Below are 26,931 nucleotides of genomic sequence, written 5' to 3'. Positions count from 1 at the left end.
GGGCCTTCAGCGCACGTGGGAGATCGAGAGGCCCAGCAGTCTCTCGGACTCGCGAAGAAACTGCTCTGCCCGCGAAGGGCCGAACCCGAGTCCGAACCCGATCTTCGTGCCTCGACCGAGCGCGGCCCCCACCTCGGCAGCGAGCGCGGGCTCCCAGCCAAGTTCGGCCCAACCGAAAAGGTCCAGCGAAGCGTAGAGCCGGGCGTGCGCGAGGCGGGACGATTCCCAGTCCGCGCCGGCCCGAAACGAGACGCGCTCCAGGTCACGGGAACTCCGGAGTAGCACCCCCGGTCCGCCGTAGACGGTCAGGCCGGACAGGGGGGATCCCTGGACCAGCACCTCGAGGCCCTCGCGACTCGTGCTGATGGGTTCCGTGCCGGTGTCGAGGAGGAATTCGTCCCCCAGGTGTGAGCTGACGTGATAGATCTCGGCGCGAGCTGCGAGCGCACCCAGCCGGGCGCGGAGTAGCGCTCCGATCCGGTAGTGGACCTCGATGAGGCTCTGATCCGGCCCACCGAGGTCGAAACGAGAGAACGCCCCGCCGTGAATCGCCCCCGCCCACTCCACGGACCCGTCCGGATCCCGCCGGATCCAGAACTGGAGCCGATCTCCGATATCCGCCAAGGCGATTCCGTTGCGGACGGAGTCGCGGACGCCGCGGTAGAATGCCATACGATGCGCGGGCTCGAGCGGGGATCCGGCGGGGGTTCGGAACGGGTGCCCATTGCGGTCACGGATCGGGTCGCGGGGCGCGCCATGGGTCTGAGCGGACAGCGACCCGCACAGCGCGGGCGCGAGAAACAGGAGGGCGGACGCGAAGGACACGCCGGCCCTCCTGCCCGGCCGCCGAAGACGAATCTTCAGGCTGCCCGCTGGCACCTCGGACAGATTATGGTCTTGCGGCCGGTGACCCGGAGGGAGGTAAGCTCATGCCGGCAGCGTGGGCAACCACTCCCGTTGAGGCGGGAGTTGATCAGCCAGCCCGGGTCGGAGTGCGCGGCACTCCAGTGAAGCGTGGCGCGCCGCAGCACCCGCTTCAGGTAACGGTGCAGGCGCTGAATCTGGTCGGGTCGCAGGCTACCGACCCGCAGGTCGGGGCGTACCCCGGCCTGGAAGCAGATCTCGTCCGCGTAATCGTTACCGATACCGGCGATGGCCTTCTGGTTCAGAAGAAATCCCTTGATGGTCGATCGGGCGTTGCCGGACGCGAGCTTCTCGAACCGTTCGACGGTCAGGTCTTCGCTCAGCGGATCGACGCCCAGACTCTCGAGCGTCCCGTTCTCGTCGAACTCGCTTCCCGCAACGGCCTCCACGGCGCCCTGCGACCCGGACGACGAGAACCTGAGTTCTCTGCCCGCCGCGAACTGAAACCGAATCCGGGTTCTCTCGGTGGGGGGCGCCGTCTGGGACTCCAGTCGCAGGCGACCGTCGTCTCCCATGTCGAAGACCAGACTGTAGTCCGAGCGAAACCTCAGGACGACGTGTCGGCCGTGGCGCTCGACGGAATCCACCGCGTGGTGCTCGAGGTGATCCTGTACGATCCAGGGCTTGAGGAACACCACGCTGGGGTCGTCGATGCGAATGGCCGAGATCGTCTTGCCGGTCGTGTAGCCGGCGATACTCTCTATCATCCGCTCTACGTCGGGAAGTTCTATCATCGCATTACGGCTCCGGTAGGCAATATGGGTGTCAGTGCGTCTACACCCGTACGCGAAAAAAGTGCCTCGTGCTTCAAGTTTCACACCTTCGCGCCAGAACGACCGGGGCCGGAGCGGACCTCGCAGGCTCGCCAGGACCACGAACAAGGTCAAGTTGCGGGTGGGGTCTCAAGGGCCCGTCAACGACCATCGGGGCTTGATTCAGGGAGCCAGCAACTTCGGGTTGCGTACGGGTGGCCGGGCCCGGGTCCGTATTGGTACGGCGGTCACCCATAACGCCTTATAATACAGTGGGGTACGTGCGGCGCGGGTCGCTGCGCCGCGAGCCACGGGGGCCTCATCCGTCCCGCGCAAAATAAGCCGCAATCCGATCCTGGACGGCGGCAACGGCCGCCACCGGGTCCGGCGCGTTGCGGATGGGCCGCCCCATCACGATGTAGTCCGCTCCAGCTTCGAACGCCGTCTCCACGTCCACCGTGCGCTTCTGGTCGTCGTGGCCGGCCTGGCTGGCGGCGCGAATTCCGGGAACGACGATGCGGAAACCATCGGATACGACCGCACGGATCCTGGCGGCCTCGTGTCCGGAACTGATTACGCCGGCGCAACCGATCGCCTGCGCCCGGCGCGCTCGGGAGCGTACAACCGCCGGAATGTCGGCCTTGAAGCCGAGATCTTCCATGTCCGCCCGGTCAAGGCTCGTGAGCACGGTGACCGCGAGGATGCCCAGGGTCCCCCGCGCCGCGTCACAAGCGGCCCGGAGGATCGCGTCGTTGCCGTGTACGGTCAGGAAATCCACGTCTCTGCGCCGAAGCTGCCGGACGGCGGCGCCCACCGTCTGGGGTACGTCGTACAGCTTCAGGTCGGCGAAGACCCTCTTCTCCCGGGATCGCAACCAGTCGGCGAGGTCGAAGTAGGCACCCGACAGAAAGAGTTCCAGACCGATCTTGTAGAAGGAAACGGTCCCGCCGAGCGTGTCGACAAGGGCGCGCGCTTCGTCGGCGCTCGGCACGTCGAGCGCCAGGATCAGGCGGTCGTTCGTCCGGATTGTCGGCACGATTCTCTTCTTCTCCTCTTTCCAACGAGTCGTTGGCGCAGACAAGCGCAGAACAATAGCTGAGTCGGACGACGAAGCTCCGCGTCTGGACCGGAACGGGCAAGAGGAGAGCGAGAGGCGTTTCACGTGAAACGAGAGCACGGAACCCGGACGCAACTCCCGGAGACAGGTACGGGTCAGCTTCACGGCCCCCCGCCCCTCCCGGCGAGCGGTGGCCGGAGCGTTTCACGTGAAACGTGCATAAACTCGAGACGGAGGTATATTGGTTGTGGTCCGGCATCGTGGTCCGGCAGGCCCGTCGTTCACCCCGGCCAAATCCGTCGATCGAGGCGGCGACGACAACCGGACTACATTCGTAACCAGTTGTACAACAATATGTTACGGGAATCCAGCGGCGATCCGTCAGCCGCGGGATCGAGCGAGGAGCGGATTCGTCGTGGGTCGAGTGATCACCATCGCCAATCAGAAGGGCGGGGTCGGCAAGACCACCACGGCCATCAACCTGGGTGCGTCATTGGCGATCGCCGAGCGCAAGACGCTTGTCATCGACTTCGATCCGCAGGGGAACGCGACGTCCGGGCTGGGGCTCCGGAAGGACGGCAATACGCCGACCGTGTACGACTGCCTCGTCACCGCTCAACCGTTGCGGGCTGCGGTGCGAGACGAAGTGCACTTTTCCTGTCTGTCGGTCGTCTCCGCGAGCCGGGATCTCACCGGAGCCGAGGTGGAGTTGATCGACCGGGCGGACCGCCAGAAGATCCTGAGCGAGAAGGTCAACGTGTTACGCGAGGACTACGACTACATCCTCATCGATTCGCCCCCGTCACTCGGCTTGCTGACCTTGAACGCTCTGGCCGCGGCCGACGCCGTGCTGATTCCCATCCAGTGTGAGTTCTACGCTCTCGAGGGCTTGAGCCAGCTGCTGAACACGGTTCGGCTCGTCCAGCGCGCGATCAATCCGGGCCTGGAGATCGAAGGGGTCTTGTTGACGATGTACGACTCGCGGCTGAACCTCGCCAAGCAGGTGGCGGCCGAGGCGCGGGAGTACTTCGGGGGCAAGGTCTTCGACACGATGATCCCGCGGAACATCCGACTGGCCGAAGCGCCCAGCTTCGGGGAACCGATTGCCAGCTACGATCTCCTGTCGAGCGGCGCCCGCGGATACCTCAGCCTGGCGCGCGAGCTGCTCGATCGGCACCGGGAGGAGAAGATTGCCTAAGAGCGACCGCCGCCTCGGGAAGGGACTCGCCGCGCTCCTGGGCGAGAACCTCGATGCCGAACCCGCGACGAGCGACGCCTCGATTCCGACTAACGCCGTGCGTCCCAATCCTTTCCAGCCGCGCGGCGAGTTCGACGCGGAACGGCTCGCCGAACTTGCGGACTCAATTCGACAGAACGGGTTGCTCCAACCGATTGTCGTGAGGGCCGTGGCGGACGGCTTCGAGATCGTCGTGGGGGAACGACGGTTTCGGGCGATCGAAAGCCTTGGCTGGGATTCGGTTCCAGCGATCGTGCGTACCCTGACCGATGAACAGATGCTGGTCGTGGCCCTGGTCGAGAACCTTCAACGGCAAGACCTGTCCGCCCTGGAGGAAGCCCGCGGCTACCGACAGCTGATCGAGGAGTTCGGCCTTACGCAGGAGGAGGTCGGGCGCCACGTGGGCCGGGATCGATCGACGGTCGCGAACGCGCTTCGCCTGCTCGCGCTTCCCGCCCCCGTGCTCACGCTGCTCGCGAGCGGGCAGTTGTCCGCCGGCCACGGCCGGGCGCTCCTGATGCTCCCGGACGCCGAGGCCCGGACTCGGATGGCCGTGGAGGCCGTGGGGGAGGGCTGGTCGGTGCGCGAGACGGAGCGCCGCGTTCGGAGGGGTCGACCATCCCGGAAGCGGCGACCGGGCAAGCGAAGTCGCGAAACGCACGATCCTTTCCTGCGGCGGGCCGAACGCGAGCTGGAACGCGGCTTCGGGACGCAGGTACAGGTCCGGACCCGGTCGGACGGGGGTGGCGAAGTGGTCGTCCGCTTCCATGACTCGGAAGATTTCCTGCGACTGGTTGAATTGATGGGAGGCGAGGCGTTGGCTGCGGAGTTGCGGGAATGATGCGGTTGCAGGACTGGACGCTTCAGTTCGTCCGTCGCGACGGGCATGGGTTCCATACCCTGCGGCTGGGAACGGCGCGGGTGCTCGTGACGGTGTCGGGGTCCATACTCGCCGTCGTTGCGTTCGGCGTACTGCTGGGGGTGTTCATCGCCGGACGAAGCGAGGCGGCCCGAGTCGCGGAGCTGGAGGCCCGGCTCGCGGTGCTTGGGGCCGAGCGGGCTCGGGTCAACGCCCTGGCGGGCCGGCTGATCGAACTGGAAGAGGGGTTCGGCCTCCTGCAGGACGCGGTGACGGAGGGGCGACCGGCCGCCCCGCCGCCGGCGAACATCGTGGGAGCCGGCACGCGGGCCCTGCCGTCGCCGCCGGATCTTGAAGGTGCGACGCCCGCCTGGCCTCTCACGCAGCGGGGCTTCATAACGAGGACGTTCGGTTCGCGTCCGGAAGCTTCCGGGGAGGGGCACACGGGCCTGGATATCGCGGTACCCACCGGATCATACGTTCGGGCGATCCAGGTGGGGGTTGTCGAAGAAGCGGGGGACGACCCTGTCTACGGAAAGTTCCTCCGGATTGCGCACGCCGACGGGCTGACGTCATTGTATGGGCACAACTCCTGGCTGTTCGTCGGCGCCGGTGACCAAGTGGAGCGGCTCGAGGTGATTGCCCTTACGGGCAACACAGGGCGATCGTCGGCGCCCCATCTGCACCTGGAGCTGGCGCGGAGCGGCGCGCTGCTGGATCCACTTACGCTGGTCGCAGACCACAGTGTTCGGGGTGGCGCCAGGGCCTCAACGGACACGGAACCGAAGTGAGGATTAAGGGGACATGATCAGAGATTCTCGACAAGCTCCACCCGTCCGCGAGGTGAGCGACGTGGTTTCGGTGATCGCACCGGGAATGATCGTCCTCGGGGACATACAGTGCGAGGGCACGGTGCGCGTGGAAGGGAAGGTCGAAGGGTCGGTCAAGGCATCGAAGTCGGTGGTCGTGGGCAAGAAGGGGCAGGTTGTCGGAGATATCGAGACCCAGGATGTCGTGGTCGCTGGCTCCGTACAGGGGACGGTCATGGGCGCGAGCCGGGTGGAATTGCAGGAGACCTGCCGTATCGAAGGTGACATCCGGAGCCGGCGGATCAAGCTGGACGAGGGTGGGCAGATCGACGGCCGCTTCCACATGTCGAAGGCGGACTCGGCCGAAAAGGTCCCCGCCGCGGCGACGGCTTCGGGCACGAAAGGGCCTGGGCGTTCCCTCCAACCGAAGAAGCACGCGGCTGGCCGCAGCTGACCCGGAAGCCCATGCCGCCGGGTTCACGGGGGCGCCGCCCGGGGGGCCTTGAAGCCGTCGTATGTTCTGCAGAACGCCCTGACCGCCGATGAGGGACACGCTTCTCTTCGTGTTCGCGCTCGTGCCCCTCACGCTGGGAGCGGACTGGCTCGTCCGCGGCGCGGCCGCGCTGGCTCAGCGCCTCGGCGTAAGTCCGCTCGTCGTCGGCCTCACGGTGGTCGCCTTCGGTACGTCCGCCCCCGAGCTCTTCGTGAGCGGGAGCGCCGCACTGGCCGGGGACGCGGGCTTCGCCGTCGGGAACGTCATGGGGTCGACCGCGGCGAACGTGGGCCTGATCGTCGGCATCGGTGCCCTGATTCGCCCGATTGTGGTGCACCACCGGGTCATCGTGAGGGAGACCCCGCTCGTCATCTTCGTGCTGTCGCTCGTGATGGCGCTGTCCCTGAACGACGCCCTCGGTCGACTCGACGGGTTCGTGCTCGTGTCCGGCTGGTCGCTCTACCTCTTCTTCCTCGTGCGGTGGGAGAGGAGCGGAGTCAGGCACAGCAAACCCCGGCCACCCCGGCCCGCCGCCAGCGAAACGGAGTCGGCAGGGGAGCCCGAAGCAGACGATGCGGAGACCGACCTACCCGGCCCTTGGGGGTCGCTCCTGCGAATCGGGCTCGGCATGACGTTGCTCTACTTCGGAGCGGAGTGGCTGCTCGAGGGCGGGAAGGGCATCGCGGTCACGCTCCGGCTGCCCGAGGCCGTCGTCGCCGCAACCATGATAGCGGTGGGTACTTCGCTGCCGGAACTCGCATCCACGCTGGTCGCCGCCTACCGACACATGGGTGACATTGCAATCGGGAACGTCATTGGCTCCAACGTCTTCAATCTCGGTCTGGTCCTCGGTACGTCCGCGCTCCTCCGACCTCTCGTCCTCGACCCGAGCATCGTCGTCGGCTACGTCCTTCCGGCCCTCGCGTTCTCGATCATTCTCATCCCGCTCGCCTTGCATAGAGGTACGGTGCAACGGTGGGAGGGTGCGCTCCTACTCCTGCTTTACCTTGGGTACATTGTGTCGCTCATCGCATTCGCGCTACCTGCGTAGTAAAAAGAAGCCGCCACGGGAGAATTGTAAAGTCACGCCGTAAAGCATAAGTTGGCTTCATGGTCGTTTCCGTAAAGATGAGCAGCAAGAACCAGATCGTGGTGCCGAAGCCGGCCCGGGACGCCCTTGGCCTGGCACCCGGCGACCGGCTGGCCGTCACGGTGGAGGGCGACACGGTCCAGATGGAGAAGCTGCCCCCGGATCTGGAGGATCGCCTCGGCGGCGCCCTCAAGGACGTCGCCGGATCCGGGGACCTCTGGGCCGAGCTCACCGACGGATGACGGCGGAGGTCGGGACGCCGGATGGTTTCGTCGAACGTCTCGCGCGGGCCACGCTGGTCCACGTCGATGCGCGGGTTCTGGCCCTCCACCTCACGGCGACCGGGCACGTCGCGCGCACGGACGTCGTGTTCGCGGGCATACGGGATGGGCGGATCACCGCCCAGACCTCGAGCCTCTCGCTGTACCAGATCCTCGCGGAAGTCTACCGGCAGGGAGAGGCGGCCCTGGCCCGGGAGGTCGCCCGGACGCTGCGGCTCCACGCGCGACTTGAGCTCGTACCGGCCGGCCCGGAGATCGCGCTTCAGGCCGCCGAGGTCCGGGCACGGCTGGGAGGGCGCCCCGAACGGGCGTTCCAGATCGCAACGGCCCTCGTGTCGGGCGCCGAGATCTACCTCACCACAGGATCGGTCCTGCGGCGGATCGCGGGAATGCTCGTGCTCAACATGGAGGACGTCACCTCAGACGACGGCTAGCTTCTCCGCACGAGTCGGACGAGCGCCTTGAGCGGGTCATGGAAGCGGTCGACCACGCGTTCCTTGAGCGGAATGATCGCGTTGTCGGTGATGGTGATGCTCTCCGGGCACACTTCCGTGCAGCACTTCGTGATGTTGCAGTAGCCGATCCCCGCGGAGCCCTTCAGGAACTCGCTCCGATCCTCGACATCGATGGGATTCAGGCTGTATCCGGCCGTCCTCACCAGGTAGGTCGGGCCGATGAACTCCTCGTGCTTTCGGTGCGACCGGAGGACGTGGCACACGTCCTGGCAGAGGAAGCATTCGATGCACTTCCGCATCTCCTGCGCGCGCTCGATCTCGAACTGCTGCATTCGCCAGCCGTCCTCGGTGTCACGCGGGCGCGGCTTGAAGCGCGGGATCGAGGCGTTGTTCCGATACCCCTGCGAGACGTCCGTGACGAGGTCCTTGATCACGGGGAAGGCCTTCATTGGCGTGACCGTGATCGTCTCTTGCGCGCCGTAGTCCGACAACCGCGTCATGCAGGTGAGTCGGGGCTGCCCGTTGACCTCGCAACTGCAGGACCCGCACTTGCCGGCCTTGCAGTTCCAGCGTACGGCGAGGTCCGGGGCATGTTCGGCCTGAATGCGGTGGATCGCGTCGAGTACGACCATGCCTTCGTCCACGTCGATCTCGTAGGACTCCAGCGCCCCCTGGACTTCCGAGCCGCGGTAGACTTCGAAGGTTCGTTGCGCCACCTCGCTTACACCCCTTCCTCGATGAGCCGCCGCAGGTCGTCCGGCGGCGCCGCTACCGGCTCGGCGTCAGTCACCATCCGCCCGTCGGAGGATCGAATGACCAGGTTGACCCGCCCGAACTCGGGGTCCGAATCCGGATAGTCGATCCGGGTATGAGCCCCGCGACTCTCCCTGCGCTCGAGCGCCGCGAGCACGACGGCTTCGGAGACCGTGAGCATGGCGTGCAGGTCGATCCAGGTGTGCCAGCCGGGGTTGAAGGCCCTCCCCCCGTCGGCGGAACAGCTGTCGACCTCCGCGCGCAGCCGCCGCACGTCCGCCAGCGCCTCGTGCAGGTGCGCCTCCGTTCGAGCGATCCCCACCTTGTCCTGCATGACCTGTTGCAGTTCCTCCTGCAGCGAGAAGGGGTTGCGCCCGCCCTCGCGCGCGAAGGGGGAGAGTGCCTGCCGCTCGGCGTCCTCGAGTTCGCCGTCGGCGACGTCGATGAGATCCAGATCCTTCGCCTCCGCGGCGGCGGCCGCACCGGCGCGCCGGCCGAAAACGATGAGGTCCGAAAGGGAATTGCCGCCGAGGCGGTTGCCCCCGTGCAGTCCAGCCGCGACCTCGCCCGCCGCGTACAGGCCGGGCACGCAGGTGGCGGCCGTCTCCGGGTCGACCTTCACGCCCCCCATCGCGTAGTGCGTCGTCGGTCCCACCTCCATCGCGTCGACCGTGATATCGACGCCGGCGAGTTCCTTGAACTGGTGATACATGCTCGGGAGCTTCGCCTTGATGTACTCCGGGCCGCGCTTGCTGGAGATGTCGAGGAAGACGCCGCCGTGCGGGCTGCCGCGCCCGGCCTCCACCTCCGCGATGATCGCTTTCGCGACCACGTCCCGGGTCAGGAGTTCGGGCGGCCGGCGATTGCTTACACGATCCCCCTCGACCCAGCGGTCCGCTTCCTCCTCGGTCTCCGCGTAGTCCCCCTCGAACATCTCGGGGACGTAGCGGAACATGAAGCGCTCACCCTCGCTGTTCGTGAGGACGCCGCCTTCGCCGCGGACCCCCTCCGTGACGAGCGTGCCGCGCACGCTGGGCGGCCACACCATGCCGGTGGGATGGAACTGGACGAACTCCATTCCCATGAGTTCGGCTCCGGCATGGTACGCGAGGGCGACGCCGTCGCCGGTGCATTCCCACGAATTGGACGTGATCTTCCACGCCTTGCCGAGCCCGCCCGTCGCAAGGATGACGGTCCGGGCCCGGAAGAGCACGAACTCGCCCGTCGGACGCCAGTAGGCCAGCGCACCGGCCACACGGCCCTCGACCACGAGCAAGCGGACAACCGTGCACTCCATGAAGACGTCGGCGCCCTCGTGCACGGCGTGGTCCTGGAGCGTCCGGATCAGCTCCAGCCCCGTCCGGTCCCCCACGTGCGCCAGCCTCCCGTACGTGTGTCCCCCGAACGGGCGCTGGTTCATGCGGCCGTCCTCCGCGCGGTCGAAGAGAGCACCCCATGCTTCGAGCTCCCGCACGCGATCCGGCGCCTCCCGCGCGTGAGCCTGGGCCATGCGCCAGTCGCACAGCCCCTTCCCGCCGCGCATGGTGTCGCGGAAATGGACCCGCCAGTTGTCCTCGGGCCGGTTGTTGCCGAGTGCGGCCGCCATGCCGCCTTCGGCCATGACCGTGTGCGCCTTGCCGAGCAGCGACTTGCCGACGAGCGCCACGGAGGCGCCGGCCGCAATCGCCTCGATGGTCGCCCGCAACCCGGCGCCGCCGGCGCCGATCACCAGCACGTCATGTTCGTGGCGTTCTCGCATCTCCATGCAGGTTCCGCTGAGGGTCGGTGTGCGTAGCCGGAGTGAGAGTCGTCAGAAAGGTCCCCCGACGGGGATCGGTGGACGACTCAAAAGAGCCGTGGGTCCTGGAACGTGCCCATCGCGACGAGCCGGATGTAGAGGTCGGTCACACACACGAAAGCGAGACTGAACCAAGCCCAGTTCATGTGTCGCTTGTTGAACCAGCTCACGCCCTTCCAGGCCTTGTAGCGCGCCTTCCCCGCAAGCGCGCAGGAATAGCAGTCGACGTTGCCCCCGATCAGGTGCCGGAGCGAATGGCACCCGAACCAGTAGCCGGAGAGGAGGACGAGGTTGAGCAGCAGGATCAGGGATCCGAGCCCCACCCCGAACCCGTCCTCGAAGAAAAAGCCGTGAACGGTGTCGTACGTCAGGAAGAGCCAGATGACGATCGAGGCGTAGAGGAAATAGCGGTGCAGGTTCTGCAGGATCCAGGGGAACTTCGTCTCGCCGCCATACCTGTCGCCGCGGAACTCCCCCACCGCACACGCCGGCGGATCGAGGAAATAGGCCCGGTAGTAGGCCTTCCGGTAGTAGTAGCAGGTCCCCCGAAACCCCAGGATGACCCCCATCATGAGGATCGCGGGTGAGAAGGGCCACCACTCGAGCCCGAGCAACCGGATCTGCTCGGGGCAGCTGGCGGCGATGCACGGCGAGTAGAAAGGGGACAGGTAGGGGTCGGTAAAATAGTTGCCGCCCTGCAGGATCGCCCAGGTCGCATACAGCCCGAAGAAGCCGAGCCCCAGAGCGACGCTGAGCGGGGGAACCCACCAGCGATCCGTTCGGAGGGTCTTGCCGAATCCGCGATCTCGCACCGCGACCGAGCTTTCCATTGTCTCCCGTCGAATTCTGAACCGGCGCCGGGTCCACGTGGAGGAACGCGGCCAGCCTACCGGGCGGTCCGGACGGCGTCAAGCCGCGACCGGCGCCGATGAGGGCTGCTAGGCCATCTCGTCCGGGAAGTCCTCGAGGTACTCCTGCACCCTGTTCAGGAAGAACGCCGCCATCGCGCCGTCGACGACCCGGTGGTCGTAAGAGAGGCCGAAATACGCCCGGTGGCGGATCGCGATCACGTCATTGCCCAGAGCGTCCTGCACGACCACGGGCCGCTTCTCGATGACGCCCGTGCCGAGGATCGCCACCTGCGGCTGGTTGATGATCGGCGTCCCGAACAGGTTCCCGAACACACCCACGTTGGTGATCGTGAACGTGCCTCCCTGGATGTCGTCGAAATCGAGCGCCTTGTCGCGGGCCTTGGCCGCAAGCGCATTGGCCCGCTCCGCGAGCCCCAGGAGGCTGAGTTGGTCCGCGTCCTTGATGACGGGGACGATGAGTTCGCGACCGTCGTTCAGCGCCACGGCGATGCCGAGGTTGATATTCCCGTGATAGACGATTCGCGATCCGTCCACGGACGCGTTCAGGATCGGATACTGTCGCAGGGCGTCGATCACGGCCCGGTAGATGAACGGGCCGTACGTGAGTTTCACGCCCTGCTCGGCGAACCTTCCCTTCATCGATCGCCGCAACTGCACGACACGCTCGAAGTCGACCTCGTTGACGGAGGTCACATGGGCCGACACCCGCCTGGACATGAGCATGTGCTCCATCGTCCGCAGGCGAACTCTGCTCATCTCCTCGACCCGGTCCCGATCCCGCACCGGCACGGAGCCGAGCTTAATGTCCAGCGTCGCTCCGTGGATCGGAACGCGAAGCGTCCCGGGCGCCGCCGGCCCGAGGGTCGGGGCGGACGGAGGGGCGGGCACGGGTGCCGGGGGGGCTGGCTCGGCGGGGACCGAGACCGACGCTGGGAGTTGCGCAACGGCCGTCTCCGGAGGGCCGGCGGTTTCCGGCCCTCCGGAGGCGATGAAGGCCAGGATGTCATCGCGCGTCACCCGTCCGGAACTGCCGGTGCCGGTCACCTGGTCGATGTCGAGGCCATGCTCGGCGGCGATCTTCCGCACGAGCGGCGTGGACCGCGTCCTCAGCCGCTCCTCGCGGCTCGCGGGCGATCCGTCCGCCGCCGTCGTTGCAACGGCCTCCGGGAGCGTGGCCGCAGCCGTGTCGGCCGGTGCCGGATCGGGCGCGGGGGCGGTCGGAGCGGGCGTGTCGGGCATATCGCCCGTATGCGTCTCCGCCTGGCCCACACCGGCTGTCATATCAGTCTCGATCCTCGCGACGATCGTGTTCACCTCGACGGTCTCGCCGTTCTGCACAAGCACCTCGGCGAGCACCCCCGCGGCGGGGGAAGGGATGTCCGCGTCCACCTTGTCCGTCGAGATCTCGAACAGGTCTTCGTCCCGCTCGACCGCGTCGCCGACCGACTTGAGCCAGCGCGTCAACGTCCCCTCCGCGATGGATTCACCCATCTGCGGCATGATCACATCCACTTTCGACATAGCTCTTCCTTCTCCGGTTTCTGCTCGGCGTCCCTCAGTAATTCAGTTGTTCGCGAGCCATCGATACGATGTCAGCGACCTGCGGCAGGTGCGCATCCTCGAGTGGCGCAGCATACGGCACCGGCGTGTCGCGGGCGGTCACACGCCGGATCGGCGCGTCCAGCCACTCGAACGCCCCTTCGCACGCCACCGCCGCCAACTCGCCCCCGAAGCCCCCGAAGCGCGGCGCCTCGTGCACGATAAGGAGTCTCCCGGTCTTTCTCACGCTGTCGAGGACCGCGGCGGCGTCGAGAGGTTGCAGGCTTCTGAGGTCGATGATCTCGACCTCCGCTCCGTCCTCGTGGGCGACTCGTTCGGCCGCTTCATGTGCCGTATGGACCATGGCCCCGTAGGTGACGATCGTCAGGTCGGCTCCTTCCCGGTGGGTCCGGGCCTTCCCGAGGGGTGTCAGGATCTCCTCACCGGCCGGCAACTCATCCTTGAGTCGCCGGTAGAGGTACTTATGCTCAAAGAAAAGCACCGGATCCGGGTCGCGGATCGCGGCCTTCAGAAGGCCCTTCGCGTCCCGGACAGTGGCGGGCGCGACCATCTTCAGACCCGGAACGTTGGCGAAGTACGATTCCACGTTCTGCGAGTGAAACGGGCCGGCCCGGACGCCGGCGCCGCACGGCCCGCGAATCACGAGACCGGCGCCGGCGCCCGTGCGATACCGGACCTTGGCCGCGAAGTTCACGATGACGTTGAAGGCCGGCGCGATGAAGTCGATGAACTGCATCTCACAGACGGGCTTCAGACCCATGTGCGCCGCACCGATCGCGGCCCCCACGATCGCCGCCTCGCTGATCGGAGTGTCGATGACCCGATGCGGGCCGAACTCGGCCAGCAAGCCTTCCGTGATTCTGAAGGCGCCCCCGTAGGGCCCGATATCTTCACCCATGATGAAGACATCGGGATCGGCCTCCATTTCCTCCCGGATCGCCTCCCGGATCGCTTCCAGATACGTCGTCACATGGCGGAGAATACCGCAGCCAGGAAAGGGGGGCAACGCCTTGCGGTTGGCCCTTTACCTCTTGGTAAAGGGTAGGGCGGTCACCTCGAACTCCCCATGGGGGGCCTGGAAGGATCGAACCGTATCGCCCGGTTCGATCTCGCGGCGGAGATATGCGAGGCCGATCAGTCCGAAGCGCGGAGAGACGACGGCCGATGTGACGACGCCGACAGGCTTCCGGGCGGGCGGACCCGCGACGGCGTGAAGCTCGGAGCCCACCAGGTCGCAACGATCGCCGGTGTCTCCCGGCGTCCCCGCCCCGCCCCGGATCCCGCGAAGGTGCCAGTTCACATGGCCGCGGTAGTGAATGCGGGCGACCACTTCCTGTCCCGTGAAACACCCCTTCGTGAGGCTGATGGCCCGGGCATCCTGACCCGCTTCCGGTGCCAGCCGGTCCGGACCCAGTTCCGCCCCGAAGGCCGGCAACCCTCGCTCGACCCGCAGAATCTCCCAATCCGCCCCGGTCGCGACGGTCCCGTCCAGACTTGTCACCACGGCTTCCAGCTGTTTGCGAATCGCTGCTGCCTCGGCCCCGCCGCCGTCCTTCGGTTCCACGTAGAGGTCGAAACCGGGCCCCTCGATGTCCTCGCGGCGCACGGCGAGCCCGGCTGCGCCTTCGAGGCGCACCGTGGTCGCCTCCAGAGACTCGAGTTCGCCCGGGTCCTTCAGGAAGACCGCCTTCGAGTCGGCGGTCCAGCGCCGGAGCGCGTCGGCGGCGAGCGGGCCGAGGAGGGAAACCACACCCGCGCTCGTCGGTCGGTGCATCGCGAGAATCGGTGGCACGTACTTCTCGAGGTGACGCGTCAGCGCCTCCCGGCCCGATGCGGGCGCATCCAGCCACACCGTGAGCGGACCCGGGGACGCCTCGAACTCCGGCGCGGGAAGGACCCTCAGATCGACCACGACCCGTCCGCGGCGGTCGAGCAGATAGGAGTAGGTCCCGCGGCCGTTCTCGACTTCGCCCGTGTCGTTTGACGCGAGACCGTTGACCACGCGCAGCGGCGCGGCACCCGACAGGGCAACGACGCTTCGTCCGCGATCCGGAAGGCAAGCCACCCGCTCGAGAGCGGCCCGATATCCCGTCGAGCAAAAAGGCTCCCGGGCCGAAACCCGGGAGCCTGGCTCCGAAACCGCCATCGGCGGATCCGTCAGGGTGTCGAGCCTAGCTTGAGCCGGGGCCGGCCCATTCGATGATGAACGTCGCGCGGCGATTCTCGATACCGCTCTGCGGGTTCTGGACCCCCGTCTCCTCGTTGACGAGTCGGCTCTCGCCCATCCCGACGGCGCCGACGTTGTCCGCGTCGAGACCGCCGTTCTGAACGAGATAATCCCTCACGCTCTCGGCACGCGCGGTCGACAGCCGCATGTTGTAGTCGGGGGAACCGGCCTGATCGGCCGAGCCCTCTACGGTGATCCGCGCCTGCGGGAAGGTGCCGGCGATCGCCGCGGCGAATGCGTCGAGAATAGGCCGATCGACGGCACGGATGTCCGAACTGTTGAAGTCAAAATGAACCGGCAGGGACACGGTAAGGCCGCCCCCGTGCATATCGTCGTCACCCACATGCCCGCCGAACTCCCGCTGCAACTGATCCAGTCGGCGCCGCAGTTCATCGATGTCGTTCTGAAACGACTCGATCGCGGCCGCGTTCGCCGAGATCCGTGTCTCGTGATCGGCGAGTTGCCCGTGGACGGGCTCCATGATCGCGTCGAGCTCCCACTGGCGCACGAGTTGCATGCAGCCCGTGGATACGAACGCAAGTATGACCACAACGCCCGCCACCCATCTTCTGGTCTCACCCATCCCCACTTCTCCTTCTTGCGTTATGAACGTCCTGAATCAACAGGGCGGGAGCCCCGAGGGCTCTCCTTCAACAAATCACGGGAAGTTGATGCGGAGGCCCACCGAGAAGGGAATCTCCATGACGGTGTCGAACCCATCCAGGCCGTTCAGCGCCATGTAGACATGGGTGTTCTCCGCGTCCGCCCAGATCATGCGCACCTTGGCATGGGCGAAGAGCGTCACCATGGGGACGCCGCTGTCGGCGTGCCGGGCGAAGTTGTATCCGACCTTGATGCCGGCATTGCCCGAGACGTAGGAGCCGTTCACCAGGCCGACGGTGAAGTCACCCGAGTTGGGGTGGTCATGCACCCGAATGACATCCGTGTCGAAGGTCGAGGCCCCCGCGAGCACATCCACGGCGACGGTCGTGTTCCCCATCGGATCGACGAGGTGATACTCGATCCCGCCCAGCAGGTGCAGAATCTGGAAGTTCGGATCGACCGAGCCTTTCGTGCCGAGCATGTCGAGACCACCCTCCGCCCGGAGGGCGAGCCGCGGGCTCATGAAATAGGACGCGGCGGCCGTGAACGCGGGCCCGGACTCGGCCGCGTCCGCGATGTCGCCCATCGGAAGCACCATCCCGACGCTGCCCTCGAACGACCAGAACATCGGAGAATAGGGACCCGTCTGCGCCTCGGCCCGCTCGGGCAGGAGAGCCAACATCACCACCGCGCCGAGCGTCAAGCCCAGCTTTCTGGAACCAACCTTCATATCGACCTCCTGCGTGTCTGTGGGACCGCCAGGGAGTCCTCGGGCGCGCGCCGCTCGAACACTCTCCAACGTGAGAATACGGAGACCTGCGGCAGACCGGCTCCGCTACCTTCAAAAACCAACTAAAGCTAAGCCGGCAAACGCGCAAAATGCAAGGGAGACAACACCCCACGCGATGGTCACGAACTGGACAGATACGCCTCCAGTCCGGGGCCCATAGCCCGAGGATGGAAGGACGGGAAACGGTCGCGGACGAGGCGGGAGTCCGCCACGCCGTCCTGGGTGACGAAGTCAACGGCACCTCGCGAGAGCAGTTGGCCGGGAAGAAGCTCAAGAAGGGCGCCGCCGAGCTTCACGAGCGGGAGCGGCAGGTGGAGAATCGGCTTCGGGCGGCCGAGCACCCGCATCGCCGTCCGGACGACCTCGTCCAGCGTGAGCACTTCGGGTCCGCCCGCTTCCAGGGTGAGCCCGTCGCCCGCCGTACCCAGTGTCACCTCGCAGACGAGATCCGCCAGGTCGTCGGCATGGATGGGCGTGATCCGTCCACAACCTCCGCCCAGTTGAGGGAAGAAGAACGGGACGGCGCGGATGAGGGTCACGAAGCGATTGAGGCTCCGGTCCTCGGGCCCGTAGACCCATGAAGGTCGGACGATCGCGTGGGCGAGGCCCGATTCCCTCACCGAGGCCTCGGCGAGTCCCTTCGCACGATACCAGATCCGCGCGGCGTCCGGATCGGCCCCCACTCCCGACACGTACACCAGCTTTCGAACCCCCCCCTCGACCGCGGCCTCCACGAGGGCGGCCGTGCCCCGCGCGTCGACCTCCATGAAGGTGCGGCCCCGCGCGGGTGCTTCCACGGGGTAGCCCGGGAACTGCACGCAGAGGACGGCTGTGTCGACGCCGCGCATCGCGGGCCCAAGGGTGTCGGGCCGCCGGACGTCCCCCGGCACGTAGTCGACCGGGAGCCCGAGACCCGCCGCCCTGTCGGGGAACCGGGTCAGCACGACGACTCGCGCCCCCCGGCGAACCAGCCCCCGCGCGAAGGCCCGTCCGAGGAAGCCGGTCCCGCCCGCGACGAGGATCCGGCGCATCAGAATCTCGCCCGACTGGCGCCGGGACGGGCAAGGGCTGAACATCTGCGCATGACGTTCGACATCGTGTTCGTGCTCTGTCTGGCGCTCGCGGCTCTCGTCCTGTTTGCCATCGATCGGCTACGCCTGGACCAGGTCGCGATGGCGATACCGGTCGCCCTGCTTCTGGGCGGCATCCTGACGCCGGCCCAGGCGGTCTCGGGCCTCTCGAGCCGCGCGACCGTAACGGTGGGCGCGATGCTCGTCCTCGGCCTGGGGCTCCGCAAGACCGGCCTCGTCGCGGCGATCGGGCTGTGGGCGCGAACCGCTCCGCTCGGCGGGCCGTACAGCCGCATGTTCGTGCTCTGCCTCATCGTCGCCTTTCTTTCGCCTTTCCTCAACAACACGGCCGTGGTGATGGTCTTCATCCCGGTCTTCATCTCGCTCGCCGAGCAGGCCGAGGAACCGGCCTCCATGTACCTCATGCCGCTCTCCTTCGTCTCCATCCTCGGGGGGACCGTCACGCTCATCGGTACGTCCACGAACCTCGTGGTACATGGAGAAGCGGTGAGCCGGGGCTACGACGAACTGAGCATGTTCTCGATCGCCCCGCTGGGCCTGATCTGTCTCGCCGTGGGACTGGCCTACCTCTTCACCGTGGGCCGCAAGCAGATGCCTCGCCGCGAGCGCCCCCCGGACCTGTCGAGCAAGTACCAGGTCCGGCGCTTCGTCACCGAACTGCTGGTGGCGCCGGATTCGCCGGCGGCCGGCCAGTCGCTGGCCGAACTGGGATGGGGCGAGCGGTACGCGGTCACCGTCCTCGGGATCGAACGGGGCCGGCAGGATATTACTGCCCCGCACGGGGAGCGCCACATACGGCCGGGCGACCTTCTGTACGTGCAGGGATCGGCCGACCGGCTGCTGGATCTTGCCCGGCGGCAGCGTCTCGTGACCCCCACCGAGCGCACACACGGGCCACTCGACCTCACGGCGGGAGGCGGTCGGCTCGTCGAGATTCTGGTGGCGCCCGGCTCGGCCCTCGTTGGCCGCACGCTCAAGGATCAGAGCTTTGCACAGCGATACGATGCGACGGTGCTCGCGATCCAGCAGCACGGCGTGACGGTGACCGAGCGACTGGCCGAGATCAAGTTCCGGGTGGGCGATCTTCTGCTGATGCACGGGACCACGCCCGCGCTCGAGCGGCTGGCCGACGATCCCGGGTTCATCCCCATGTCCGAGGTCAACACGCAGCCCGGAGGGCGACCGCGGGCCGCGGTCGCCTCGGCCATCATGGTTGGCGTCGTCCTGATGGCCGCTCTCGGCGTCCTCGACATCATGACCTCCGCCCTCACCGGCGTCGGACTGATGGTGTTCACGCGTTGTGTGCGCGTCGAGGAGATCTACGAGGAGGTCGATTGGCTGGTGATCTTCGTGCTCGCGGGGCTGATCCCTCTGGGCGTGGCGCTAGAGTCCACGGGGGCGGCCGCGTGGATCGCGGGGTGGGTGGTGACCCTCACATCGACCTTGGGAGAGACCGGGCTGATCGGGGCCTTCTACCTGCTGACGGCCGTACTGACCGCCATCGTATCCAACGCGGCTACGGCGGTAATGCTCACACCCGTCGCGATCGTCGCGGCGACGCAGGCCGGTATGAATCCGTACGCGCTCCTCGTCGCCGTGATGTTCGGGGCGTCGGCCTCGTTCGTGACCCCGTTCGGCTACCAGACGAACGTCATGATCTATGCGCCGGGTGGATACCGCTTCTCGGACTTCATGAAGGTGGGTGGTGTGCTGAACCTCCTCATGCTGGTGACGGCCACGCTTCTCATCCCGATCTTCTGGCCCAGCTGACCGGCTGGCCGCCCGACTTGGCCCGTCCGGTCCCGCGACCCTATCATCCTCGCCTTCACGGGCCCTCGACAGGACTGAAGCGCCGACATGCTGGAACATCTCCTCGAAACCGAGGTCGCCAAACGGCCGCCGACCGTGCGGCTCCAGGGCCGTGTCCTCTTCCTGACTGAAGACCCGGACCTCATCCGCCGCCAGCTCGCGGGCGAAGACCTCGACTGGGATCCGTCGATCCCCCTGCGGGACGACATCTCGACCGACGAAATCACCCCCGGCTGGGTTTGCTACCACTTTGACGAGAAGTTGGGGGAATACCCGTACGTAGGCCTCCTGTGTGGCGATAAGCGGCCGATCGGCCGCAACGACATCCGAAACGGCGGCTTCGTGTGTTCGGTGTCCGGCAAGCGGCGCGGCAAGGGGTCCAGCCGGGAGGCGTCGCCGTACGCCGAGCGCGCCGCGGGCCTGCGTGTCGTCATCGGAGAGAACATCGAGCGGATCTACGAGGAGAACTGCGCGAACATCGGCCTGCTCGCCTCGACCGATTTCTCACTGATCGAGAAGATCCGGCGCGGGGTCGAGATACCGCTCGAGGCCTTCATCGGGGACGCGGGACGTATCCAGCGGGACATCATCGAGTACGGCGGTCTGCTCGAGTACGCGGTGGCGCGGCTCAAGGGGCTCGTGGCTCTCCCCGAGATCGACACGCCGGAGGTCCGGCCGCAGACCATCGCGGAGAAGATCCTGGCCCGGCACTGGGTGACCGACGCCGCGTCCGATGCCCTTGGCGTGCCGGCCGTGAAGCCCGGCGACACCGGGTTCGTGCGAGCGGATCTTCGCTTCTCTCACGAGTACGTGACGCCCATGGCGTCGACGTTCTGGGAGGACTTCGCCGGCGACGCGGGGCTCAACGACACGGATTCGATCCTCTTCTTCCGGGACCACCTGGCTTTCCTGGACGAGGTGATCACGGAGGAACGCAAGGCCGCGGGGCTGCTCGATGCGGCGCACGCCCTTCACGACCGCCAGCGCGAGTTCGCGGCCGCCAAGGGCGTTCGCCTGCACGGCGAGTTGCCGGACCGGACCGGGAGCGAGGGGATCTGCCACATCGTGGTGCAGGACCGGTACGCGTTGCCCGGGCAGGTCATCATCGGGAGCGATTCGCATACACCGCATTCCGGCGCGCTGGGGTGCGTCGCCTTCGGCGTGGGCACATCCGCGATCGTCAACGCCTGGGCTACACGAGACGTCCGGGTGGAGGTGCCGGAGTCGATTCGGGTCCACATGACCGGCACACCGCGCCCCGGCGTGGTCGCGAAGGACCTGATCCTGGAGCTGCTCCGTCACCCGACCGTCAAGAGCGGGGAGGCCATCGGTCGGATTATCGAGTTCGCGGGAGAAGCGATCGACGCCATGTCGATCGATGAGCGGGTGACGTTGACGAACATGGCGGCCGAGGTGGGGGGCTTCACCGGCATCGTCGCGCCCGACGAGAAGACCGTCGCCTGGCTTGCCGGGCGGCGGGGCATGTCTGCGGACGAGGTGCGGGTTCTGTGTGAGGGTCTCCACAGCGATCCGGAAGCGGAATACGCGGCGACGATCGGGATCGACGCGAGCCGGGTGGAGCCCCTGGTCGCGACCCCCGGCGACCCCGGGAACGGCGTGCCGATCTCCGCTCTCGGCGAGGACATCGAACTGGACCTGGTGTTCATCGGGTCCTGCACGGGCTCCAAGCGTACGGACTTCGAGCTGTACGCCGAGGTGGCCCGCAAGGCAGTGGAGGCGGGCCGGCGTGTTCCCGATTCCGTGCGGGCGTACGCGCAGTACGGTTCGATCGACGTCGAGGCCTGGAGCCGCGAGCAGGGCCACGACAGGGCACTGCGCGACGCGGGGTTCGAGATGCTGGCCCCCGGCTGCGGGGCCTGCATCAACGCGGGACCGGGAGTGTCGACTTCGCGGGAGCAGGTCACGATCAGCTCGATAAACCGGAACTTCCCGGGCCGCAGCGGTCCCGGTCAGGTCTACCTCGCAAGTCCGCTCACGTGCGTGGCCTCGGCGATCGAGGGGCGGATCGTCGCCTACGACCGCCACGCCTGGGCGGGCGGTTAGGCCGGCTCCACCCTCACCGGACAGACCTTCAGCTCGGCCGTGTGCGTGATCGGATCGTAGCCGCCTCCGGTCAGATAGTTCACCGGTACATCATTGAAGCTGAACGACGCGAACACGGTTCCGGGCGGAGAGCGGTCATTCGCCTCGACCTTGATCCGTACCTGGCCGCGCGGGCTCGACATCGTCGCCCAGCCGCCGTCCCGGAGACCCCATCTGGACACGTCCCTGGGGTTCATCTCAAGACGCTCTTCCGACAGCAGGTACTCGATCCCCGCCGCGCGTCCGGTCTGCGTTCTGGTGTGATAGGCGGGCAGGCGGCGTCCGGTCGTAAGCCAGATCGGATATTCCTCGGAGATCGTCTCGGCCGGGTCTCGGTACCGGACCAACTGGAAGATCCCGCGCCCGTTCTCGAACTCGCCCTGGTGGAGGATCGGTGTGCCGGGGTGGCCCCGCTCGGGCACCGGCCAGTGGTACTCACCGTGCTCGATGCGGTCCCAGTCGAGGCCGCGGTAGATCGGCGACAGCGAGCACAGTTCGTTGAAGACCTGCTTCGCCGACTCGAACCCGAAACCCGTCAGTCCCATCCGCTGGGCGATCCGGGACACGCACCACCAGTCGGGCCTGGCTTCGCCCGGCGGGTCGACCGCCTTCCGGAGACGCTGCACGCGCCGCTCCGTGTTCGAGCACACGCCGTCCGTCTCCGCCCAGGCGGTGGCCGGGAGCACGACATCGGCCAATTCGGCCGTCTCGGTGAGGAAGATGTCGATGACGACGAGATGGTCGAGGCTCCTGAGCGCGTGCTCGCAGTGCTCGCGGTCGGGATCCGTGACGACGGTATTCTCGCCGTTGATGATCATGGCCCGGATCCGGTCGCCGCACATGTCGAGCGCCGTGACTTTCGTGGGCCCTAGTTCGAGGTCCACCTCTCGGCCGTAGACGGCGGCGAACTTCGCCTGATGCACCGGGTCGAGCACGTCCTGGAAGCCGGGATAGTTGTTCGGAAGCGCCCCGCAGTCTCCCGCGCCCTGAATGTTGTTCTGGCCGCGCATCGGATTGATGCCGGTTCCCTCGCGGCCGATGTTGCCGGTCATGAGGGCGAGATTGCAGAGGCTCTGCACGTTGTCCACGCCGCAGATGTGCTCCGTGATCCCCAGCGTGTAGTAGATCGCGCCGCGCTCGGCGGCACCGTACCACCTCGCCGCCTGCTCGATCAGCTTCGCGTCCACCCCGGTGATCGATTCCGCCCATTCCGGGGGATATTCCAGCACGTGTTCCACGAAGTCCCGGCCCTCGGCGGTTCGGTCGGCCACGAATTCGTCGTTGACGAGTCCCTCGCGGGCGATCACATGTGCCATTCCGAGCAGGAGCGCGACATCGGACCCGACCCGGAGCGGCAGGTAGATGTCCGCCATTTCGGCGAGGGGGATCCGGCGCGGATCGGCGACGATGAGCTTGGCGCCGCGGGCGACCGCACGCTTGATGCGGGTGGCAGCCACCGGGTGGCACTCGGTCATGTTGGTCCCGATGCAGAAGATCACATCGGGCTTCTCCATGTCCTCGAGCGGATTCGACATCGCCCCCCGTCCGATAGAGGCCGCCAGACCGGCGACCGTGGGGGCGTGTCAGGCACGGCTACAGTTGTCGATCTGATTCGTACCGAACGCGCCTCGGATGAAGCGCTGCATCATGTAGGCCGCCTCGTGCGGCGCGCGGCCCGATGCGATGCCGTACACGGAGTGCCGGCCGTAGTCCTCCAGGGCCGACGTGAACCCCGCGGCCGCCCGGTCGAGCGCCGTGTCCCAGTCCGTCTCGTGGAGTTCGCCGTCCTCGCCGCGCACCATGGGATGCGCGAGCCGATCGGGATGCTGCACGAAATCGAACGCGAACTGGCCCTTCACGCAGAGCGCGCCTTCGTTGGCGGGCCCATCCATCGCCGGCTGCACGCCGATCAGCGTGTCCCCGCGGCTCATCACGTCGACGGAACAGCCGACCCCGCAGTACGGGCAGATCGTCCGCGTCTTCTTCGTCTCACCGGGGACCGCGGCGTTCGCGAGCGCCTTGATGTCCGCGAGCGCCCCGGTGGGACAGGTCTGAATGCACTGTCCGCAGAAGGTGCAGGCCGAGTCCCGGAGCAGGCCCTCGAACTCCGTCGTGATCTGCGTCTCGAAGCCGCGATTCATGACGGAGATCGCGTAGTCGCCCTCCTGCTCCGCGCAGACCCGCACGCAGCGGTAGCACGAGATGCAGTTCTCGTAGTCGCGGAGGATGAAGGGGTTGTCGTCGTCGGGACGGCTGCGGCCCGATCTGGCCCCCGCGAAACGGCCCGTTCGGGCCTCGTAGCGGTCGAGAAGAACTGCCATTTCCCCAGAGGCGTACCCGGACAGCGGATCGACATCCGTGTCGCGGTTCTCGGACGCGACCATCTCCATCAGGACGCGGCGGTGCATGTCGAGCCGTGCGGATCGCGTCGTGATCCGCATGCCCCGTCCCGCCCGCATGGTGCAGGAGGCTACCGGGTTGCGGGCGCCGTCGAGTTCGACGATGCAGAGGCGGCAGCCACCGAAGGCCTCCAGGCGCGGATCGTAGCACAGCGTCGGGATCTCCTTCTGGTGCCGCTCGGAGACCTCGTAGACGCTCTCGCCACGACGGACACCCACCTTCGTGCCGTCGAGCGTGATCTCGAAATCGAAGCCGGAGTTGTTGCCCGTTGTGTCGCTCAATCCAACCTCCGGAGCCCTGGAGACCCCGCGCCGCTGGAAGCTGCCGGGCCAACTAACATGGCAGCCCGCGTCCGTCGCGACAAATGTCCGGTCCCGCGCCCTACCCGGATGCGGTTACGTGCCTCGAAACCCGATCCGGGAAATAGCGGAGTAGACTTTCCGTGATGAGGGGAGCGGCCTGACCCAGCCCGCAGGCACTCGTTTCCTTCATCGTGACGCCAAGATCGTGGACTTCATCGATCCAGTCGCCGACATCCGACGGACCCCCGCCGTGCAGGCGTTCGGTGAGGCGCTGCGTGCCGATGCGGCAGGGGAAGCACTTGCCGCACGACTCCTCCGCGAAGAACTCCATCGCGGAATGCGCGACCTCCACCATGTCCCGGGAGTCGTCGAAGACCATGATCCCGCCCGCGCCGAGGAACGACCCCTTCGATCGGATCGAGGGCTCGTCCAGCGTGACCTCAAGATCCTCCCCCGCCAGAAAGCCGCCCGACAGCCCGGCCATCGTGACCGCCTGGATCGCACGGCCACCAGGTACGCCGCCGCCCCCGCCGTCGATCAGCGTCATCAGCGGAAAGCCCATCGGAACTTCGTAATTTCCGGGTCGCTCGACGTCGCCCGAGAGCGAAATCACCTTGGTACCGGCGTGTTCGCCGATACCGAGTCCCCGGTACCAGTCGGCGCCGTGCACGAGGATGTGTGGTATCGACGCGAGCGTCTCGACGTTGTTCACCACGGTGGGCAGGTTCTCGTATCCGTGCGTCACCGGGAAGGGCGGGCGGTTGCGCGGGAACGGGTGCTTGCCCTCGAGACTGTTGAGAAGGGATGTCTCCTCCCCACAGATGTATGCGCCCGCGCCGCGGCGTACCCAGAGGTCGAACGGCCGCCCCGGCCCGAAGGCGGCAGGCCCGATCAACCCCTCGGCCCGGGCCTCGTCGAGCGCTCTCTCGAGAATGTCGAGGGTGTCGGGGTATTCATAGCGGAGGTAGATGAAACCTCGGGTCGCCCCGGTGGCGAAACCGGCCGCCAGCATCCCCTCGATGACCGCGTGCGGGTCGTAATCCATGAGCGCCCGGTCCTTGAAGCACCCCGGCTCGCCCTCGTCCGCGTTACACACGATGGACTTCGGCTCGCCCGCGGCTTCCGCCACGGCCCGCCACTTCCTCCCGGTCGGGAAGCCGGCGCCACCCCGGCCCGCGAGGCCGCTCGCGTCGATCAGATCCAGCACCTCCTCCGGGCGTCCGCGGCGCGCTGCCGCGAGCCCCGAGTAGCCACCGCTCCCGCGATAGCCCGCGAGCGTGGCCCGCCCCGGCGCTCGGATGTGCGCGAACACACACTCTTCGATGCCGGGACGAGGATCGGGAGGCAGAGGGGAGGGGCCGGTCTGGAGTTCGGCGACTGTCGCTCCGCAGCGAACCTGATCGCGTTCCAGCACCGGGATCGGCTCGTCGCAGCGCCCCGGGCAAGGCATGGGAAGCGCCCCGGGTAACCCGGCCAGCAGTTCATCGGCGCCGCGGAGCGCGCATACCGGCCCCGTGCACACCCGCGGGTGCCCGCGTCCCCCCGGCTTGCGCGCGAAGTGATGGTAGAACGTCACCGTGCCGAACAGGTCGGCGATCGGGATCCGGAGATCGTCGGAGATCGTACGCAGCGCCTCCTCGGACAGGTGCCCATCGCGCTCGTGAAACGCGTGCAGCAGCGGGAGCAGGGGAGCGGACTCGTCTCGCCAGTTCGCGAGGAGATCCGCGTCGGAGGGCGTTGTCATGCCGTCATAGTTACCTGTCGCCGCTCGCGGCGGCAACGAAACCGACCCCGGCGCAACCGCCGTCCGAACCGTACTTTCGAGCCATGATCTCGCCTCGCCGAAACACCGCCCGCGTCGACATCGATCGCGTCTCCGACACATCGAGCCGCAGACGGCGTGATGCCGTGGCGGTCGAGGAACCGCTCGAAATCCGAATCGCCACCGACGCGGGCGAGGAACATCAGGTCGCGGTCACGATGCGCACGCCCGGGGATGACTTCGACCTCACCGCCGGGTTCCTCTTCTCCGAGGGTCTGCTGGCCCACCGATCCGATGTGGCAGACCTCCGCTACTGCGTTGACGTCGAAACGCAGGAGTACAACGTCGTCACGGTCCAGCTGAGCGAAACCGCCCGCTTCGACCCGGCGGAGCTGACCCGTAACTTCTACACGACGTCGAGCTGCGGTGTCTGCGGCAAGGCCTCGCTCGAGGCGATCGAGATTCGCGGCTGCGCACCGATACCCGCGGAGGGTCCGACCGTGACCGGCGAGATCGTGCGCTCTCTCCCGGAAGCGCTTCGCAGCAGCCAACCCGTGTTCGACCGCACGGGCGGACTTCACGCCGCCGGTCTCTTCGACGTGAGCGGCGAGCTTCAACTGCTCCGCGAGGATGTCGGACGCCACAACGCGCTCGACAAGGTGATCGGCGAGCGTTTCCTCAATGGCGGCTTGCCCCTGGGCGATGTCGTGCTGGCTGTCAGCGGCCGCACGTCGTTCGAGATCATGCAGAAGGCGCTCGCCGCCGGCATACCGATCGTCGTGGCGGTCGGCGCGCCGTCCAGCCTCGCCGTCGACGTGGCGAAGGAGTTCGGGATGACGCTTGCAGGCTTCGCGAAGCCGACGGGTTTCAACGTCTACACAGGCCGCCACCGCATCGGCTGACC

The 26,931-nt window shown here is 67.1% G+C and carries 24 protein-coding genes; 10 read left to right on the top strand and 14 right to left on the bottom strand.

What is annotated here, in order from left to right:
* Nucleotides 1-6: 6 nt before the first annotated feature.
* From ACOOHF_RS05795 to pyrF, 3 genes are all read right to left on the bottom strand, one after another.
* The gene (locus ACOOHF_RS05795; protein WP_420463755.1) at nucleotides 7-825 is read right to left on the bottom strand and encodes a DUF1207 domain-containing protein; all 819 of its coding nucleotides are present in this window, start codon (nucleotides 823-825) and stop codon (nucleotides 7-9) included.
* Nucleotides 826-860: 35 nt separating this feature from the next.
* On the bottom strand, nucleotides 861-1,658 hold the full coding sequence (locus ACOOHF_RS05790; protein WP_420463754.1) for an Fpg/Nei family DNA glycosylase: 798 nt from the start codon (nucleotides 1,656-1,658) through the stop codon (nucleotides 861-863).
* A 337-nt stretch (nucleotides 1,659-1,995) separates the two neighbouring features.
* On the bottom strand, nucleotides 1,996-2,712 hold the full coding sequence (pyrF, locus tag ACOOHF_RS05785) for an orotidine-5'-phosphate decarboxylase (protein ID WP_420463753.1): 717 nt from the start codon (nucleotides 2,710-2,712) through the stop codon (nucleotides 1,996-1,998).
* A gap of 436 nt (nucleotides 2,713-3,148) precedes the next feature.
* Between pyrF and ACOOHF_RS05780 the strand changes: the two genes are divergently transcribed.
* From ACOOHF_RS05780 to ACOOHF_RS05750, 7 genes are all read left to right on the top strand, one after another.
* Entirely contained in the window at nucleotides 3,149-3,931 is a 783-nt protein-coding gene (locus ACOOHF_RS05780; protein WP_420463752.1) for a ParA family protein, read from the top strand.
* On the top strand, nucleotides 3,924-4,811 hold the full coding sequence (locus ACOOHF_RS05775; RefSeq protein ID WP_420463751.1) for a ParB/RepB/Spo0J family partition protein: 888 nt from the start codon (nucleotides 3,924-3,926) through the stop codon (nucleotides 4,809-4,811). Before ACOOHF_RS05780 ends, ACOOHF_RS05775 begins: the two co-directional genes overlap by 8 nt.
* A complete protein-coding gene (locus ACOOHF_RS05770; RefSeq protein WP_420463750.1) occupies nucleotides 4,808-5,620 on the top strand; it encodes a M23 family metallopeptidase in 813 nt (270 codons plus the stop codon). The genes ACOOHF_RS05775 and ACOOHF_RS05770 overlap by 4 nt, the downstream gene beginning before the upstream one ends.
* A gap of 13 nt (nucleotides 5,621-5,633) precedes the next feature.
* Nucleotides 5,634-6,092 (top strand): bactofilin family protein, encoded by a 459-nt coding sequence (locus ACOOHF_RS05765; RefSeq protein ID WP_420463749.1) that lies wholly within the window; start codon nucleotides 5,634-5,636, stop codon nucleotides 6,090-6,092.
* 88 nt (nucleotides 6,093-6,180) lie between these two features.
* Complete coding sequence (locus ACOOHF_RS05760) at nucleotides 6,181-7,182, top strand: calcium/sodium antiporter (protein ID WP_420463748.1); 1,002 nt, start codon at nucleotides 6,181-6,183, stop codon at nucleotides 7,180-7,182.
* Nucleotides 7,183-7,259: 77 nt separating this feature from the next.
* Nucleotides 7,260-7,463, top strand: a complete 204-nt coding sequence (locus tag ACOOHF_RS05755; protein ID WP_420463747.1) for an AbrB/MazE/SpoVT family DNA-binding domain-containing protein — start codon at nucleotides 7,260-7,262, stop codon at nucleotides 7,461-7,463.
* On the top strand, nucleotides 7,460-7,936 hold the full coding sequence (locus ACOOHF_RS05750; protein WP_419934069.1) for a type II toxin-antitoxin system VapC family toxin: 477 nt from the start codon (nucleotides 7,460-7,462) through the stop codon (nucleotides 7,934-7,936). Before ACOOHF_RS05755 ends, ACOOHF_RS05750 begins: the two co-directional genes overlap by 4 nt.
* Here ACOOHF_RS05750 and ACOOHF_RS05745 read toward each other — a convergent pair.
* The 9 genes from ACOOHF_RS05745 to ACOOHF_RS05705 form a co-directional block, all read right to left on the bottom strand.
* Complete coding sequence (locus ACOOHF_RS05745) at nucleotides 7,933-8,673, bottom strand: succinate dehydrogenase/fumarate reductase iron-sulfur subunit (protein ID WP_420463746.1); 741 nt, start codon at nucleotides 8,671-8,673, stop codon at nucleotides 7,933-7,935. The genes ACOOHF_RS05750 and ACOOHF_RS05745 overlap by 4 nt on opposite strands.
* Before the next feature lie 5 nt (nucleotides 8,674-8,678).
* Nucleotides 8,679-10,475: a fumarate reductase/succinate dehydrogenase flavoprotein subunit gene (locus tag ACOOHF_RS05740; RefSeq protein WP_420463745.1), complete on the bottom strand. Its 1,797-nt coding sequence runs from the start codon at nucleotides 10,473-10,475 to the stop codon at nucleotides 8,679-8,681.
* A gap of 80 nt (nucleotides 10,476-10,555) precedes the next feature.
* On the bottom strand, nucleotides 10,556-11,338 hold the full coding sequence (locus tag ACOOHF_RS05735) for a succinate dehydrogenase (RefSeq protein ID WP_420463744.1): 783 nt from the start codon (nucleotides 11,336-11,338) through the stop codon (nucleotides 10,556-10,558).
* 108 nt (nucleotides 11,339-11,446) lie between these two features.
* On the bottom strand, nucleotides 11,447-12,901 hold the full coding sequence (locus ACOOHF_RS05730) for a dihydrolipoamide acetyltransferase family protein (protein ID WP_419934065.1): 1,455 nt from the start codon (nucleotides 12,899-12,901) through the stop codon (nucleotides 11,447-11,449).
* A 34-nt stretch (nucleotides 12,902-12,935) separates the two neighbouring features.
* Nucleotides 12,936-13,910, bottom strand: coding sequence for an alpha-ketoacid dehydrogenase subunit beta (locus tag ACOOHF_RS05725; protein ID WP_420463743.1), 975 nt, complete (start codon nucleotides 13,908-13,910; stop codon nucleotides 12,936-12,938).
* Nucleotides 13,911-13,964: 54 nt separating this feature from the next.
* On the bottom strand, nucleotides 13,965-15,005 hold the full coding sequence (locus tag ACOOHF_RS05720; RefSeq protein WP_420463742.1) for a YgfZ/GcvT domain-containing protein: 1,041 nt from the start codon (nucleotides 15,003-15,005) through the stop codon (nucleotides 13,965-13,967).
* A gap of 106 nt (nucleotides 15,006-15,111) precedes the next feature.
* Entirely contained in the window at nucleotides 15,112-15,750 is a 639-nt protein-coding gene (locus tag ACOOHF_RS05715) for an OmpA family protein (protein WP_420463741.1), read from the bottom strand.
* 75 nt (nucleotides 15,751-15,825) lie between these two features.
* Nucleotides 15,826-16,500, bottom strand: a complete 675-nt coding sequence (locus tag ACOOHF_RS05710) for a hypothetical protein (RefSeq protein ID WP_420463740.1) — start codon at nucleotides 16,498-16,500, stop codon at nucleotides 15,826-15,828.
* A gap of 179 nt (nucleotides 16,501-16,679) precedes the next feature.
* Complete coding sequence (locus tag ACOOHF_RS05705) at nucleotides 16,680-17,591, bottom strand: NAD(P)H-binding protein (RefSeq protein WP_420463739.1); 912 nt, start codon at nucleotides 17,589-17,591, stop codon at nucleotides 16,680-16,682.
* A gap of 51 nt (nucleotides 17,592-17,642) precedes the next feature.
* Between ACOOHF_RS05705 and ACOOHF_RS05700 the strand changes: the two genes are divergently transcribed.
* On the top strand, nucleotides 17,643-19,421 hold the full coding sequence (locus ACOOHF_RS05700) for an SLC13 family permease (RefSeq protein ID WP_420463738.1): 1,779 nt from the start codon (nucleotides 17,643-17,645) through the stop codon (nucleotides 19,419-19,421).
* A gap of 87 nt (nucleotides 19,422-19,508) precedes the next feature.
* On the top strand, nucleotides 19,509-21,524 hold the full coding sequence (locus ACOOHF_RS05695; RefSeq protein WP_420463737.1) for an aconitase family protein: 2,016 nt from the start codon (nucleotides 19,509-19,511) through the stop codon (nucleotides 21,522-21,524).
* On the opposite strand, the gene fdhF is transcribed toward ACOOHF_RS05695, so the two are convergent.
* Both fdhF and ACOOHF_RS05685 read right to left on the bottom strand, forming a co-directional pair.
* Complete coding sequence (gene fdhF / locus ACOOHF_RS05690) at nucleotides 21,521-24,244, bottom strand: formate dehydrogenase subunit alpha (RefSeq protein ID WP_420463736.1); 2,724 nt, start codon at nucleotides 24,242-24,244, stop codon at nucleotides 21,521-21,523. The genes ACOOHF_RS05695 and fdhF overlap by 4 nt on opposite strands.
* 100 nt (nucleotides 24,245-24,344) lie before the next feature.
* Entirely contained in the window at nucleotides 24,345-26,009 is a 1,665-nt protein-coding gene (locus ACOOHF_RS05685; RefSeq protein ID WP_420463735.1) for an NADH-ubiquinone oxidoreductase-F iron-sulfur binding region domain-containing protein, read from the bottom strand.
* Nucleotides 26,010-26,092: 83 nt separating this feature from the next.
* Between ACOOHF_RS05685 and fdhD the strand changes: the two genes are divergently transcribed.
* Complete coding sequence (fdhD, locus tag ACOOHF_RS05680; protein ID WP_420463734.1) at nucleotides 26,093-26,929, top strand: formate dehydrogenase accessory sulfurtransferase FdhD; 837 nt, start codon at nucleotides 26,093-26,095, stop codon at nucleotides 26,927-26,929.
* Nucleotides 26,930-26,931: the final 2 nt, after the last annotated feature.

This window comes from Candidatus Palauibacter sp. (assembly GCF_965216145.1).
Classification (GTDB): Bacteria; Gemmatimonadota; Gemmatimonadetes; order Palauibacterales; family Palauibacteraceae; genus Palauibacter.
Note: the sequence above shows the minus strand (reverse complement) of the source record. Positions and strands in the feature narration are given on the sequence as shown.